Here is a 14,570-nt window from a genome sequence, read left to right as displayed (position 1 = left end):
CGTCATGCCTCCAGGCGAGGTCCACCAGATCGGTGGGATAGCAACTGATATCGATGATCATTGAAGTCGATCTCCTGATAGCGGGGAAGGGAGCCTTGCGGCTCTCGGCATCCACGTCCCGGGCAATCGGCCATTTCTATGCGCAACGTGCACGCATTCCCTCGCCTGGTCGCATCCGGCCCGGGTGGGTGGCTGCTGAGGGCGAGTATTGGAAAGGGGGGAGGGGTTCGTACAATATTAATTGGGAGGGGTGGTGATACTTGGGCGATATGGTTTTGGTTTTTGTGGTGATTGTGCCGGCCCCTTCGCGAGCAAGCTCGCTCCCACAGGGGGATTGCATTCCATCTGGAGAAATGCGGTCAAACTGTGGGAGCGAGCTTGCTCGCGAAAGCGTCAGTGGTGTGTACGCAAAGCCATCTGCTTGATCACTTCAACCACAGGCGCCACGCGCTCTGCCTGCCCATGCGGCCAAACCGCATACAGGTTGTAATGCGCCGCAATCTGCGCTTCGTTCAGCGTCACCAACCGTCCACTGCGCAATGCATCGGCGGCCAGTAATCCACGCACCAGTCCCGCGCCGACGCCAGCCTCGGCGGCCGCAATCAGATTCGCTGCGTTATCAAAAATCACCCGTGCCGTGGGCTCGGTCGGCGTCATCCCGGCAGCATCCAGCCAAGGAATCCACGAGCGCCGCGTGTAACCCAGCAACGGCAACTTGAGCACCTGCGCCGGGCTCAATGGCAACTGCAATCCATGCCGTTCCAGCAACTCAGGCGAAGCCACCGCCATCACCCGGTCGCCGCAGATCTGCGTCATCTCGCAGTCGTCCCAATCGCCATAACCGTAGCGCAACGCCAGATCGACCCGTTCGAACGTGCTGCGATCACTGCGTGGCATCGACAGCAGCGTCACCTCGTAATCCGGCAGCTCATCCAGCAACTGCGGCAAGCGTGGATTGAGCCAGCTCTGCGCCAGTTCACTGTCGACATCCAGCGTCAGACGTTGCGCCACGCTGCGGTTTTTCACCGAGGACAGCGCGCGATCGATCTGCGCCAGACCATCCGACAACACACTGGCAAACAACTGCCCGGCGTCCGTCAGGTTGCTGCCGCCCCCTTCACGCACGAACAACGGCTGGCCGATGAAATCCTCCAGTGCACGGATCTGCTGGCTGATGGCGCTGTGGGTCAGGTCGAGTTTGCGCGCAGCGCTGGAAAAACTACCGCTGCGCGCTGCGTGGATAAACGCGCTCATGGACTGCACCGACGGGTATCGCTTGTACATGTTGTTAGTCCTGCTTACACCGGTTGGCAGAAATCGTCGCTGGCCGGGGATTGCCGTGGCTTCCAATAATCGGTGACCAGGCCTGCACAAAGACGGGCCGCTCTCTTGGAGCCTGACAATGATTACATTCACGGTTAACGGCGAACGACGCGAGCTGGATGAGGCGTCCCCCTCCATGCCCTTGTTATGGGTCTTGCGTGATCAGTTGAAACTCACCGGCACCAAATTTGGTTGTGGCATGGGCCTGTGCGGTGCCTGCACCGTGCATCTGGACGGTGTTGCAGTGCGTTCCTGCCAGTTGCCGCTGGCCGCCGTCGCGGGCCACAGCATCACCACCATCGAAGGCTTGTCGCCGACGCAAAACCATCCGTTGCAACTGGCCTGGGTCGCCGAAGATGTGCCGCAATGCGGCTACTGTCAATCCGGGCAGATCATGTCGGCGGCTGCGTTGCTCAACACGGGCGCGGCAGTCACTGATGATTCGATCCGCAACGCGATGTCCGGGAATATCTGCCGCTGCGGCACTTACGGGCGCATCAACAAAGCGATCAAACGTGCGGCGAATGCGCCGAAGGAGGCTTGATGAGCCTCATTGACGATAGCGCTTTCGAACTGCCGCGCCGGGTGTTCCTCAAACAAGCGGTCACGGTGGCGTCAGGCTTGGCGATTGCCTTGTATCTGCCGAGCGGCATGGCGGCGACAGACCCCAAGGCCCCAGCACCGGCCAGTGAATTCGAACCCAATGCCTGGGTGCGCGTGTTGCCCGACGGCACGGTGAAACTGGTGGTGCACAAGCACGATTCCGGCACCGGAACTCATACCGCACTGGCCGCGTGTGTGGCCGAGGAACTCGATGTCAATCCGATGACCGTGCAGGTGATTACCCCGGAAGATCCGTTCTTCGAAACCTACATCCACCCGATCTGGAAAGTCTTCTCCACGGGCGGCAGCACCAGTGTTTCGTTGGAATACGACCGCTTGCGCATGGCCGGTGCCACGGCGCGGGCATTGTTGATCACGGCAGCGGCCAAGCAGTGGAAAGTCAGCCCCGACAGCTGCTCCACCGAAGAAGGCCGGGTCGTTCATCCAACTAGCAAACGCAGCCTGGGCTACGGCGAACTCGTTGGCGTCGCGGCGCATCTGCCGGCACCCGACAAGGTCACGTTGAAGGATCCGTCGCAGTTCAAATACATCGGCAAACTACGGCATAAACGCGATGCAGCGGCCAAGGTTTGCGGGCAATTCAAATACAGCATCGACGTGCAATTGCCGGGGATGCTGGTGGCGGTGATCCAGCGAGCACCGGTGGTGGGCGCGAAAGTGGTCAGCGTAGGCTCGGCGGCCGCATTAAAGGTGCCAGGCGTGCGCAAAGTGCTGGCGATTCCCGGGCGGCCCGATGTGCTTGGCGGCAATCTGGAAGGTGTCGCGGTGTTGGCCGATACGTACTGGGCGGCGCAGGAGGGGCGCAAGCTACTGGAGATCCAGTGGAGCGATTCGCCACTGGCCGGGTTCGACAGCGACGCGTTGTTCAGCGCCCAGGCCAAAGCCATCGGCGATCCGCAAGCGCAAACCGTAAACGCCATGACCCAAGGCGATGTCGCCGGGCAATGGGCGGGCGCGGCGAAGCTGCTCGAAGCTGATTACACCATGCCCTACAAGGTGCAAAACCCGCTGGAACCGATCTGCATCACCGCGCAGGTGAAGGACAAGGCAATCACCTACTGGGGCGGCGTGCAGGTGCCGTCCTCGGCGCTGGAAGCGGCGCGAACCGTGTGCGGGATCGACAAGGCTAACGTCACCATCCATGAGTTGGTCTCCGGCGGCAGTTTCGGTGCGCGCGAGGCCAAATACTGGTTGTTTGAAGTGGCGTATCTGGCGCAGAAAACCGCTGTACCCGTGAAGCTGCTCAACAGCCGTGAAGACGAAATGCACGCGCTGTTCTATCACCCGGCAACGCTAAACCGGATCAAAGGTGCGCTGGACACTCATGGGAAACTCACCGCACTGCAACTGCACGCGGTGTCGCCCGCCTCACCGGAACAGTGGGAGCCGGGTTACTTCCAGCGCCCGGATCACATGGATTACAGCACCACCGAAGCCATCACTGCGTGGGACTTCGCCTACCGTCCGCCGCATCTGCAACTGAGTTGGGTCAAGCATGAAAGCAACGTTCCCAGCGGTTGGTACCGCTCGGTGAGTTTCATCCCCAACGTGTTCGCCGTGGAAAGCTTCATGGACGAACTGGCCCATGCGGCCGGTGCCGATCCGCTGGCATTCCGTTTGGCCAACATGCAGGAGCGACCGCGTCATGTAGCGGTGCTCAAGCAGGCTGCCGAACGCGCCGGGTGGGGCCAACCTTTGCCGCCGGGTACGGCGCTGGGGATCGCGACCAATCAGGGTTACACCAGTTTTATCGCGGTGGTAGCGCGGGTCACCACGGTCGATGGCAAGGCCCAGGTCGAGAAACTCACCTGCGTGGTCGATTGCGGTTTGACGGTGTCGCCGGGGGGTGTCGAAGAGCAGATTTACGGCGGCCTGATGTGGGGCTTGGGCCATGCGTTGTTCGACAAGCTCGACATCAAACAGGGCAGGGTGATGCAGAGCAATTTCCACGACTATCGCGTGGCGCGCATGTCCGACATGCCGGCCACCGACATTCTTGTGCTGGAGGGTGAGCCGAGCAAACCCGGCGGCGTCGGTGAACTGGGCAGCCCGTCGGTGGTGCCGGCCATCGCCAACGCGCTGTTTGCATTGACCGGCGTGCGTCAGCGTTCAACACCGCTGAGCCTGGGGTAAGCCGCCATGGACCTGCGTCTGCTGCGGTATTTCATGGCCCTGGCCGATGAGTTGCATTTCGGTCGTGCCGCCGAACGGCTGCACATCTGCCAGCCGCCATTGAGCCAACAGATTCGTCTGCTGGAAGAGGAACTCGGCACACCACTGTTCGCGCGCAGTCATCATCGGGTCGAGCTGACTGCGGCGGGGCAGATGCTCAAGGAGCAGGCGCCGCTGGTGTTCGAACAGCTCGAGCGGGCGCTGGACCTGACCCGGCAAACCGGGCGTGGGCAGCTTGGTGAACTGGAAATCGGCATGATCAGTTCGGTGATGGTCGGCGTGCTGCCCAAGGCGCTGCATCTGTTTCGCGAGCGCTATCCGCAAGTCACCTGGCGTTTGCATGAAATGACCCCGGCGGCGCAGGTCAAGGCGTTGAAGGAAAAGCGCATCGACGCCTGCGTGTTCCGCGTAGGCTATGACGACCCGCAATTGCGTAATGAATTGCTGATCTATGAGCCGATTCATGTGGTGATGCCCGCGGATCATCCGTTGGCCAGCCGCGAAGTGCTGGCCCCAGCGGATCTGGCGCTGGAGCCGTTTGTGGCGCTGGAGCTGAAGCAGTCGCGGTTTGCCAATTTCCTCTACCAGTGCTGTATTCAGGCCGGCTTCACGCCGCAGATCCGCCAGCAAGTGATCGAGGTGCAAACCTTGCTCAGCCTGGTGCGTGCGGGGTTTGGCGTGGCGCTGTTGCCGGCGTCCATCGAGCAATTGGCGCCGGCGGGGCTGGTGTTCCGCAAGTTGACCCCGGCGTTGCCGGAAGTGCCGTTGTACGCCACCTATCGCGCGGACGATGCTTCGCCGGTGCTCAAGCTGTTTCTCGATACCTTGCGTGAACTGCGCGAACCTTCCACTCACCTCTAATCCCTGTGGGAGCTAGCTGCCACATTGGACTGAGGGTGTTGCGAAAATTAATGCTGGCACGATCTGCGGCGGCCGTGGTCGTACCCTTCACATGGGCGTATCACTTGTGGAGATCCAATGAGCCAGGAAGTCCTGACCCGCGAAACCAATCGTCGTCAGTTGCAGCAAATCATCGCCGGGCTGTCCGACGGTGTGATTTTGCTTGAACTCGATCAGAGCATCCTCTGGGCCAACGAAGCTGCGCTGGCCATGCACGGTGTCAGCCGGATCGGCGAGTTGGGCATCAATGCCGACGAGTACGCCAAGCGCTTCAGCCTGCGCTATCGCAACAATCATCTGGTGCCGCCGGAGAATTATCCGATCAGCCGCGTCGCGCGTTGCGAAGTCTTCAGCGACGTATTGATCGAGGTGTTCGCGGTGGATGATCCTGAACGCGTCTGGGTCCACAGCGTGCGCAGCATGGTGCTGACCGACCGCGAAGGGCAGCCGGAGTCGCTGGTGCTGATCATGAGCGACGTCACCGATTGGGCCAACGCTGAACTGCGTTTCGAAAAAACCTTCAATGCCAACCCGGCGCCAGCGGTGATCTGTCGTCTCAGCGATTTGCGCTACATCAAGGTCAACCCGGGGTTTCTGGAGATGACCGGTTACACCCGCGACCAGGTGATCGGCACTTCGGCCTATGAAATCGACATCTTCGAGCAGGCCGAGAAAAGGGATCTGGCGATCCAGCGCCTGCGCGACGTCGCGACCATTCCTCAGATGCAGGCCGAACTGCGCCTGCCCGATGGCAGCAACAAGCAAGTGATTGTTGCCGGGCAACCCCTGTTACTCAACGATGAGCAATGCATGCTGTTTTCCTTCGTGGATGTGGAACTGCGCCGCAGGGCTGAGGTGGCGCTGCGCGAGAGCGAGGAGCGCTTTGCCACGGCCTTTCGCCTGACGCCGGTGCCGATTCTGATTTGCACGGCCGACGAACAGCAGGTCATCGACGTCAATCAGGCTTTCCTCGATTCCATGGCCTTTACCAGTGATGACGTATTGGGCAAAACCGTGACGCAACTGGACTTCATCGACGACGATGGCGCCCGGTCCCGACTGCTGACGGCGCTGGAAAAAAACGGTCGGATTGACCGGGTTGATGTGCGGGTGCGCAAGAAGGATGCGGATCTACTGGAGTGCGCGGTGTCTGCCGATACCGTCAATATTCACGACACACCGTGCTATTTGCTGGTGCTGATGGACATCACCGAGCGCAAACGCACCGAGCTTGAACTGGTGGCGGCGATTGAGGAGGTGATGAAAGACGCCTCGTGGTTCAGTCGCACGCTGATCGAAAAACTGGCGAATGTGAAAAAGATCAACTCACCGCAACTGCCAAGTGTGTCGTTCACCGATCTGACGGCGCGTGAGCGTGATGTGCTGGGGCTGATCTGTGAAGGCCTGGCGGACAAGGAGATTGCGGCACGGCTGAAACTGGCGCCGAATACCGTGCGCAATCATGTGGCGACGGTGTATTCCAAGCTGGATGTGCATAGCCGCAGCGAGGCGATTGTCTGGGCGCGGGAGCGCGGGCTGTTTTCCGGTGAGTGGCGCACCAAGGGCCAAAAGTAGGTGCAAATGCACTAGTGGGCAGGGTGCAAATTGATGTGTTGGTGGGCGGAGGCTTTTTTTAGTCTGTTGGAGTGCGATACGGGTCTTTTACGGCTTGGGATCGTGTCCCTTCGAAACAGATTAAGGAACGGCTTCAATGATGAATCTTGCGCAGTTGCGCGCCCAGCTTGAGCACAGTTTTTCGCCGCTGGCGTGTGAGTGTTCGGTGGATGGGGATCATTCACTGACGGTGAAGCTTTATCACCCGGTGTCGGGGCAGGTGGATCTGGTGATCAGTGGGTTGAAGCTGGATGCTTTGCGTACGCCTGAGTCGGTGGCGGCTTTGGTTGACGAATTGCGGTATGAGTTGGAGAGCAATTCTTTGCGTTTTTCTGGGGATCCTGGGTTGGCGTAGGCTTTAGAGCTGAGAATTTTCTCTTGTTATTGTGTGAATATCCGTTTTTATGGTGATGGCGGATTAGGGTTTCGCCCTTACGGCGAGGCACTTTTTCCAGACGCCGAAAAAGTACCCAAAAAGGCTTTACCCTGACGTTCGGCCCGCTCGCTAGGGCTCGGGGTCCCTTCGTTCCGGGATTGATCCGGGCGCATCGCCTCCGGTTTGCTTCGCTGCACCTCCTCTCGATGTGTTTGGCTTCGCCAAACGGTCGCTGCGCTCCCACCCCCGGATCAATCCCGGAACGAAGCCTGCCGACGGGCTCTTGAGATCAAGAGCTGCACTCGAGCTAACGCTCATTGTGTTGAGTGGTGAGAAGCGAGGGCGGTGTGGCTTCGGCGTTTGCTTTTCGGTGAGCCTGGTGGCGATAGCGGCCTGACAGCCGACCGGTTTGTGGCGGGACGCATGCAATTCAAAACTGTAGGAGCCAGCCTGCTGGCGATAGCGGCCCTCTAGCCGACCCGCATCTCAGGAGTACGCCGTCCCTGTGGGAGTCTGGCTTGCCAGCGATGGCGGCTTGTCTGGTGACGTAAAACCTCAGCCTTGCTCTGTTGAGTTCCAACGCAAAATCGACAGCCAATGTCCCCGCACACGTCCGGTTTACTGGCGCTCACGAAGGTCTCGTCTATAAAGAATGAGTGGTCAGGTTTTCCGTGGTCGTTTCGGTCGCGGAAGTTTGTCTCTCATTTATCGCGGGTCGTCCTATGAACAGTCTTGGGAAACGCGTGTGTTCACCGTTGTCGTTGGCTTTTGGTGTGGTGTTGTTGGCCGGTTGTGCCAGTCCGCCGCCGCCTCCACCTGTGGCGCCACCTCCACCGCCGGAACGTACTTGTCAGGTCATCGAGAACACTGAAGTGGCGGGCGACGCTTATGTCGACGAGCAGGTGACTCGACACATCACCACTACCCGTTGCGTCACTCAATAACGCCAGCCGGGCGCAAGTCGCGGGTTGTGCGGCAGTTACCGAAATTGCTGTATGCCTGAAATACATTCCTTGTGGGAGCGAGCTTGCTCGCGAAAGCGGTGTGTCAGTCGCTCAATAGGCTGACTGGCATGGCCTCTTCGCGAGCAAGCTCGCTCCCACAGGGTAATTCATTTGCCGCGACGGTCAGGACAGGAACCCACCATCCACATTCAGCGAAACACCGGTGGTGTAGCTCGACGCATCACTCGCCAGATACAACACCGCCCCAGCCATCTCACTCGGATCGGCCACACGCTTGAGCGGTATCTGCGTCAACGCTTGCTTGAGGATCGCGTCATTCTTCACCAGTGCCGAGGCGAACTTGGTGTCGGTCAAACCCGGCAGCAGGGCGTTGCAGCGGATGCCGAATTGCGCGCATTCCTTGGCGAAGACCTTGGTCATGTTGATCACCGCCGCTTTGGTCACCGAATAGATGCCCTGGAACACGCCCGGCGAAATACCGTTGATCGATGCGACGTTGATGATGCTGCCACCCCCGTTTTCGCGCATAAGCTTGCCCGCTTCCACGGACATGAAGAAGTAGCCGCGAATGTTCACGTCGACGGTCTTCTGGAAAGCGCCGAGGTCGGTGTCCAGCACGTTGCAGAACTGCGGGTTGGTCGCGGCGTTGTTGACCAGAATATCCAGGCGGCCGAACTGTTCCTTGATCCCGGCGAATACCTGGCTGATCTGTTCCATTTCACCGATGTGGCAGGCAACTGCGGTGGCTTTGCCGCCGGCGGCGATGATCGCGTCCGCCACATGCTGGCAGCCTTCAAGCTTGCGGCTCGAGACGATCACGTGGGCGCCTTGCTGGGCCAGCAGTTTGGCGATGGCTTCACCGATGCCACGGCTGGCGCCGGAGACGAAAGCGATCTTGCCGTCGAGGTCGAACAACTGAGTCTTGGACATGGGTTTCCCTTGTGAAAAGTCTTGTTATAGGGCCTGGATCAGAGGCTAGATTTCTGGATGACCTGCAAGCTCATCTGCTCCAGCAGTTTGTTCATTTGAATGAACTGCGCGAAGCGTTTGTCCTGGGTCTGGCCATGGTAGAAGCGGTAGTAGATCTGCTGCACGATGCCGGCCAGGCGAAACAGGCCGTAGGTGTAGTAGAAGTCGAAATTGTCGATCTGAATGCCCGAACGTTCGGCGTAGTAATCAACGAATTCGCGGCGGGTCAGCATGCCCGGTGCGTGGCTCGGCTGGCGGCGCATCAGTTGCACTGGCGCCGGGTCGTCGGCTTCGATCCAGTAGGCGAGGGTGTTGCCAAGATCCATCAGCGGATCGCCGAGGGTGGTCAGTTCCCAGTCGAGCACGCCGATGATCTGCATCGGGTTTTGCGGGTCGAGAATGACGTTGTCGAAGCGGTAATCGTTGTGAACGATGCTAGAGGTCGGGTGGTCGGCCGGCATCTTCTCGTTGAGCCAGGCTTTGACCGCTTCCCAGTGTGGCGCATCCGGGGTCAGGGCTTTTTCGTAGCGCTCGCTCCAGCCTTTGATCTGGCGGGCGACGTAGCCTTCAGGTTTGCCCAGATCGCCCAGACCGCACGCGTTGTAGTCGACCCGGTGCAGTTCGACGAAACGGTCGATGAAGCTCTTGCACAGCGCTTCGGTTTTCGCCGAATCGAGGCCCAGTTCCGGCGGCAGTTCGGAGCGCAGGATGATCCCGTTGACCCGCTCCATCACGTAGAACTCGGCGCCGATCACCGATTCGTCGGTGCAGTGCACGTAGGCTTTGGGGCAGTACGGGAAACCATCGCGCAGTTGATTGAGGATGCGGAACTCGCGGCCCATGTCGTGGGCGGATTTGGCTTTGTGACCGAACGGAGGCCGGCGCAGAACGAATTCCTGCTCCGGGTATTCAAGCAGGTAAGTCAGGTTCGACGCACCGCCGGGAAACTGGCTGATCGCCGGGGAGCCACTCAGGCCCGGAATGTGTGCCTTGAGGTACGGATCGATCAGGCTGGCATCGAGTTCTTCGCCAGAGCGGATACGGGTGGACTGGTCAGTAAGCGCCATGCTTATCCCTTCTGCTTATTTTGGAGGCCAGACATCATTGGCTAATCTAATGGTGCGCTCGATCGGTCACAAGCGCGGGTCGGTCTTATAGGTTAGCGTGTTGCCGGATAATCAGCGTTCCGAATAGGCACAAGGAAGCCCCCGCAGGAGTCGTCGCAGGGGGGGCTGGTTCAGTGGACGCGCTGGTTGTTGAGCCTTGGGGGGAGAACGACCGGTGTGAGCACCGGTTGCCCGGAGAAAAACGCCAGCAGATTTTCCCCCACCAGTTCCACCGTGCCTTGGGTGGCTTCCGGTGACAGCCCGGCGACGTGGGGCGTTAGCAGCACATTGCTCAGGGTTTTCAGCGCTTGCGGTACGTGCGGTTCATGGTCGAAGACGTCCAGTGCGGCGCCGGCAATGCGCCGTTGCTCCAGCGCGGTGATCAGGTCCGTCGTGGCGATCACACTGGCCCGGGCAATGTTGACGATGAAACCGTTCGGCCCCAGCGCATCGAGCACTGCACGGGTCACCAGATGCTGAGTGCCGATCCCGCCCGGCGTCGCGACGATCAGAAAGTCCGAAGCTCTGGCGAGTTCGGTCGGGGTCGAGCAGAACGCATAGGGCACATCGCTGCGCAGCTGACGGCTGTGGTAACTGATCTGCATGTCGAAGCCGAGGTTGGCGCGCTTGGCAATCGCCAGCCCCACCGCACCGAGTCCAAGAATGCCCAGACGTTTGCCGGCCAGGGATGGACGCATGATTTTCGGCCATTCACCCCGACGCACAGCAGCATCGCAGCGCGGAATGTCGCGCACCAACGCCAACAGCATCGCCATTGCATGATCAGCCACGGACGAGGCGTTGACCCCGGCGCCGTTGGTCACGGTAATCCCGTGATCACTGGCGGCTTGCAGGTCGACCTGCTCGTAACCAGCGCCGATCACCGTGATGATTTTCAACGCGGGGAGGGCGGCAATTTCATCGGCGGTCAGGCCCAGCGGGCCACGGGTCAGCACGGCATCGATGCGCGGGCCATGGGTGGCGATGGCTTGTGTGCGTTCGGCCGGTGTGGGGGCAAGGATCAGGTGAAAGCCTTGATGCTCGAGAATTGGCAGATAGTCATTAATGGTTTCAACCAGTACCAGAACGGTGGCGGGCATTGCGCGGCTCCTTTGAACAATGGCGGTTCGGTCGCGAAAGTCGTAGCAGAGTGCTGATTCCAGAGCGGTTTGGCAATGGCTGAGCGCTGCCCCGTTTCAGCCAGTGTAGGAGCTGAGACGGGGCGTGCGCGGGCGCTTCGTCAGAAGGCTGGTGCGGGGGCTTACTTGAGCGGATCAAGTGACGTACTGCGCGACGCCGTTGCCGAATGACCAGTTCTCTTTTTTCACTTCCACCAGATTGATGAACACGTCCTCAGTATTACGGGCCGTAGATCAAGTGTTGGCTGTCGTGCTCGGCGAGGATCTGGAAGTTATCGTATGAGGCTGCGTACCCAACTCGAGGATTTTGCCTACGAAATCGCCGGATTCGTCTGCTATCAGGTACGGGATGAATAGGAAATCATGTGGCACAAAGCAGCTCGGGCAGTCAGTGCCAATAGCCAAGGAAGGCGCATGCTTCAGGACGATCGCGAAAATCTGGAACTTGAGAGGCTTCAAAACGAAACACGGAAATTAGTTGTTGAGAGACTCAAGCTCATGGCGGAGGAAGGCAAGTTAAAGCGAGAAAAATTCTGGTGCCCAGTCGCGGTAGGAGCTGGGGTGTTAACCGCGTTTGCTGCTGTATTAAGCCTTTTGGTGAAGTTTTGAGTTAACCCAGAGAGGACAATAATCATGACCCTGGAAGAACGCGTTGCCAGAATTGAACGTCTGTATCGAGAGGACGCCGAACTTGCCGAAGAAGTGCCAGACCTGTCCGCGGCGGAAATTCGCTCAGAGTTGTTCAGGTTCAGCATGGGGGCACTATTTGCATTGGTGATGCTGACCCTCGGCACGATAGTTCTCCGTTCGCTCTGAAGCGCCTCGGCGAACACCGTCAGCGCGAAAACATGTTCAAAAACGACACTGATCATATCTGGCGACGACAGCCGTTTTCCCAAATGCGACACCCCTCAGATCTGCTCCGCACAACCATTCCTCAGCTAAGTCTTTGCTTCTGCTCATTTATCACGGAGAATCGCGCCCCTGTTTCGGCCGGAGCATGTCTGTCGGTTTTTTCCGACGCGTCCTGACCGAGTGGCAAGTGACCGGAATGCGGAGATCCGACCGGATGAATGATCAGGCCAATAGTGTCGAAGAGCGCTTTGATGCAGCAGCACCCGCTGAACTTTCGAGCTGGAATCGCCAGGACACCACCTGGATGTTGGGACTGTTTGGGACGGCCATCGGCGCCGGCACCCTGTTTTTGCCGATCAACGCGGGTCTGGGCGGCTTCTGGCCGTTGGTGATCCTCGCGCTGCTGGCATTCCCCATGACGTTCTACGCGCACCGCGGCCTGACCCGCTTTGTGCTCTCCGGTCGCGAAGGCGCCGACATCACTGAAGTGGTGGAACAGCATTTCGGTATCAAGGCCGGCGCGCTGATCACCTTGCTGTACTTCTTCGCAATCTTCCCGATCCTGCTGATCTACAGCGTCGGCCTGACCAACACGGTCGCCAGCTTCCTCGAACATCAGTTGCACATAACACCACCGCCGCGCGCGCTGCTGTCGTTTGTGCTGATTCTCGGCTTGCTGGCCGTTGTTCGCTGCGGCGAACAGGCAATCGTCAAGGCGATGAGCCTGATGGTTTATCCGTTTATCGTCGCGCTGCTGTTCCTCGCCGTATACCTGATTCCGCACTGGAACGGCGGCATTCTGAGCACCGTTGCGCAAGTGCCTGCGCCCTCGGCGCTGCTGCACACCCTGTGGCTGGCGATCCCGGTGATGGTGTTCTCGTTCAACCATTCGCCGATCATTTCGGCGTTTTCGGTTGATCAGAAACGCCGTTATGGCGTCCACGCCGAAGAGCGCAGCTCGCAGATCCTGTGCCGCGCCCACCTGCTGATGGTGGTGATGGTGCTGTTCTTCGTCTTCAGTTGCGTGCTGACCCTGTCACCTGAGCAACTGGCTGAAGCCAAGGCGCAGAATCTGTCGATCCTATCGTACCTGGCCAACCACTTCAGTAACCCGACCATCGCTTTCGCAGCTCCGTTGATTGCATTCGTAGCGATTTCCAAGTCATTCCTCGGTCACTACATCGGTGCCAGCGAAGGTCTCAAAGGTCTGATCGTCAAGAGCGGCAAGCGTCCGAGCGCCAAGGCACTGGATCGTATCGTTGCGGCGTTCATGCTTGTGGTGTGCTGGATCGTTGCTACGCTCAACCCGAGTATTCTCGGCATGATCGAAACCATCGGTGGTCCGGTGATCGCGTCGATCCTGTTCCTGATGCCGATGTACGCGATCCGCAAGGTGCCGGCGATGGCGCGCTATCGCGGTCAGGCGTCGAACGTGTTTGTCACCGCTGTTGGTCTGGTGGCAATTTCTGCGCTGATCTATTCGCTGACGGCTTAAAGCAAGATCGAGAAATCGCAGCCTGCAATCTCTTGATTTTCAGCCACAATGACCGCTGCACAGTATGTGCAGCGGTTTTTTTTCGTCTGCCAAGCGACTATTCACCACGCATAAAAAAACGCCGCTCATCTCACGATGGGCGGCGTTTTTTATAGCGTTGTAACGTTAGGCTTGAACGACCGGGATGTTGGCGTTCGCAGCAGCTTCACGGAACTCGGCGATCTGGTCGAACGACAGGTAGCGGTAGATATCGGCCGCCATGCTGTCGATCTTGCCAGCGTATTCCATGTACTCCTCGACGGTCGGCAGGCGACCCAGGATCGAAGCAACGGACGCCAGCTCGGCCGAAGCCAGGTAGACGTTCGCGCCGTCGCCCAAACGGTTCGGGAAGTTACGGGTCGACGTCGACACAACAGTCGCGTTCGGCTCTACACGTGCCTGGTTACCCATGCACAGCGAGCAGCCTGGCATTTCCATGCGCGCGCCAGCCTTGCCGTAGATGCCGTAGTAGCCTTCTTCGGTCAGTTGGTGAGCGTCCATCTTGGTCGGCGGCGACAGCCACAGACGAGTTGGCAGCTGACCCTTGACCTGATCCAGCAGTTTACCGGCAGCGCGGAAGTGACCGATGTTGGTCATGCACGAACCGTTGAACACTTCGTCGATCTTCTCGCCAGCAACGCTGGACAGCAGACGGGCGTCGTCCGGGTCGTTTGGCGCGCAGAGCACAGGCTCGCTGATGTCGGCCAGATCGATTTCGATGACTTCGGCGTATTCGGCGTCGGTATCGGCTTCCATCAGCTCAGGATTGGCAACCCAGGCTTCCATCGCTTGAGCGCGACGTTCCAGAGTACGTGCATCGCCGTAGCCTTCGCCGATCATCCAGCGCAGCAGGGTGATGTTGGAGTTCAGGTACTCGGTGATCGACTCTTTCGACAGCTTGATGGTGCAACCGGCAGCCGAACGTTCGGCCGAGGCGTCGGATAGCTCGAAAGCCTGTTCCAGCGTCAGACCTTCCAGGCCTTCGATTTCCAG

The 14,570-nt window shown here is 59.3% G+C and carries 14 protein-coding genes and 1 pseudogene; 9 read left to right on the top strand and 6 right to left on the bottom strand.

Annotated elements, in window-relative coordinates:
* Nucleotides 1-393: 393 nt before the first annotated feature.
* Complete coding sequence (locus ACIQVE_RS17635) at nucleotides 394-1,284, bottom strand: LysR substrate-binding domain-containing protein (protein WP_402810518.1); 891 nt, start codon at nucleotides 1,282-1,284, stop codon at nucleotides 394-396.
* 118 nt (nucleotides 1,285-1,402) lie between these two features.
* Between ACIQVE_RS17635 and ACIQVE_RS17630 the strand changes: the two genes are divergently transcribed.
* The 6 genes from ACIQVE_RS17630 (at nucleotide 1,403) to ACIQVE_RS17605 (ending at nucleotide 7,953) form a co-directional block, all read left to right on the top strand.
* Complete coding sequence (locus tag ACIQVE_RS17630) at nucleotides 1,403-1,867, top strand: (2Fe-2S)-binding protein (RefSeq protein ID WP_402810517.1); 465 nt, start codon at nucleotides 1,403-1,405, stop codon at nucleotides 1,865-1,867.
* Complete coding sequence (locus ACIQVE_RS17625) at nucleotides 1,867-4,080, top strand: molybdopterin cofactor-binding domain-containing protein (RefSeq protein WP_402810516.1); 2,214 nt, start codon at nucleotides 1,867-1,869, stop codon at nucleotides 4,078-4,080. Before ACIQVE_RS17630 ends, ACIQVE_RS17625 begins: the two co-directional genes overlap by 1 nt.
* 6 nt (nucleotides 4,081-4,086) lie before the next feature.
* Nucleotides 4,087-4,980 carry a LysR family transcriptional regulator gene (locus ACIQVE_RS17620; protein WP_402810514.1) on the top strand — a complete coding sequence of 298 codons (894 nt, stop codon included), beginning with the start codon at nucleotides 4,087-4,089 and terminating at the stop codon, nucleotides 4,978-4,980.
* Between the two features lie 117 nt (nucleotides 4,981-5,097).
* Nucleotides 5,098-6,594 carry a helix-turn-helix transcriptional regulator gene (locus tag ACIQVE_RS17615; RefSeq protein WP_402810512.1) on the top strand — a complete coding sequence of 499 codons (1,497 nt, stop codon included), beginning with the start codon at nucleotides 5,098-5,100 and terminating at the stop codon, nucleotides 6,592-6,594.
* Nucleotides 6,595-6,730: 136 nt separating this feature from the next.
* A complete protein-coding gene (locus ACIQVE_RS17610; protein ID WP_402810510.1) occupies nucleotides 6,731-6,988 on the top strand; it encodes a DUF1652 domain-containing protein in 258 nt (85 codons plus the stop codon).
* Nucleotides 6,989-7,731: 743 nt separating this feature from the next.
* Nucleotides 7,732-7,953 carry a hypothetical protein gene (locus tag ACIQVE_RS17605; protein WP_402810509.1) on the top strand — a complete coding sequence of 74 codons (222 nt, stop codon included), beginning with the start codon at nucleotides 7,732-7,734 and terminating at the stop codon, nucleotides 7,951-7,953.
* A 183-nt stretch (nucleotides 7,954-8,136) separates the two neighbouring features.
* Here the strand turns inward: ACIQVE_RS17605 and ACIQVE_RS17600 are convergent, their stop codons facing one another.
* The 4 genes and pseudogenes from ACIQVE_RS17600 to ACIQVE_RS17585 all read right to left on the bottom strand — a co-directional run.
* On the bottom strand, nucleotides 8,137-8,904 hold the full coding sequence (locus ACIQVE_RS17600; protein ID WP_007965755.1) for an SDR family oxidoreductase: 768 nt from the start codon (nucleotides 8,902-8,904) through the stop codon (nucleotides 8,137-8,139).
* Nucleotides 8,905-8,942: 38 nt separating this feature from the next.
* Nucleotides 8,943-10,010, bottom strand: a complete 1,068-nt coding sequence (locus ACIQVE_RS17595; RefSeq protein ID WP_402810507.1) for a phosphotransferase family protein — start codon at nucleotides 10,008-10,010, stop codon at nucleotides 8,943-8,945.
* Between the two features lie 170 nt (nucleotides 10,011-10,180).
* A complete protein-coding gene (locus tag ACIQVE_RS17590) occupies nucleotides 10,181-11,149 on the bottom strand; it encodes a 2-hydroxyacid dehydrogenase (RefSeq protein ID WP_402810505.1) in 969 nt (322 codons plus the stop codon).
* Nucleotides 11,150-11,323: 174 nt separating this feature from the next.
* Nucleotides 11,324-11,465: pseudogene (locus ACIQVE_RS17585) on the bottom strand (tautomerase family protein); the annotation flags it as partial.
* Nucleotides 11,466-11,602: 137 nt separating this feature from the next.
* Between ACIQVE_RS17585 and ACIQVE_RS17580 the strand changes: the two are divergent.
* From ACIQVE_RS17580 to ACIQVE_RS17570, 3 genes are all read left to right on the top strand, one after another.
* Entirely contained in the window at nucleotides 11,603-11,797 is a 195-nt protein-coding gene (locus tag ACIQVE_RS17580; RefSeq protein ID WP_402810503.1) for a hypothetical protein, read from the top strand.
* A 24-nt stretch (nucleotides 11,798-11,821) separates the two neighbouring features.
* Nucleotides 11,822-12,004 (top strand): hypothetical protein, encoded by a 183-nt coding sequence (locus tag ACIQVE_RS17575; protein WP_402810501.1) that lies wholly within the window; start codon nucleotides 11,822-11,824, stop codon nucleotides 12,002-12,004.
* A gap of 253 nt (nucleotides 12,005-12,257) precedes the next feature.
* Nucleotides 12,258-13,538 carry an HAAAP family serine/threonine permease gene (locus ACIQVE_RS17570; RefSeq protein ID WP_402810592.1) on the top strand — a complete coding sequence of 427 codons (1,281 nt, stop codon included), beginning with the start codon at nucleotides 12,258-12,260 and terminating at the stop codon, nucleotides 13,536-13,538.
* A 165-nt stretch (nucleotides 13,539-13,703) separates the two neighbouring features.
* Here ACIQVE_RS17570 and ACIQVE_RS17565 read toward each other — a convergent pair.
* The coding region (locus tag ACIQVE_RS17565) for an aconitase family protein (protein WP_402810500.1) at nucleotides 13,704-14,570 on the bottom strand (867 nt) is incomplete at its 5' end.

The organism is Pseudomonas sp. NPDC098747, assembly GCF_044760045.1.
In the GTDB taxonomy this organism is placed as follows: Bacteria; Pseudomonadota; Gammaproteobacteria; order Pseudomonadales; family Pseudomonadaceae; genus Aquipseudomonas.
The sequence above is the reverse complement of the archived record's forward strand: the minus strand, read 5'-3'. Positions and strand labels throughout refer to the sequence as shown.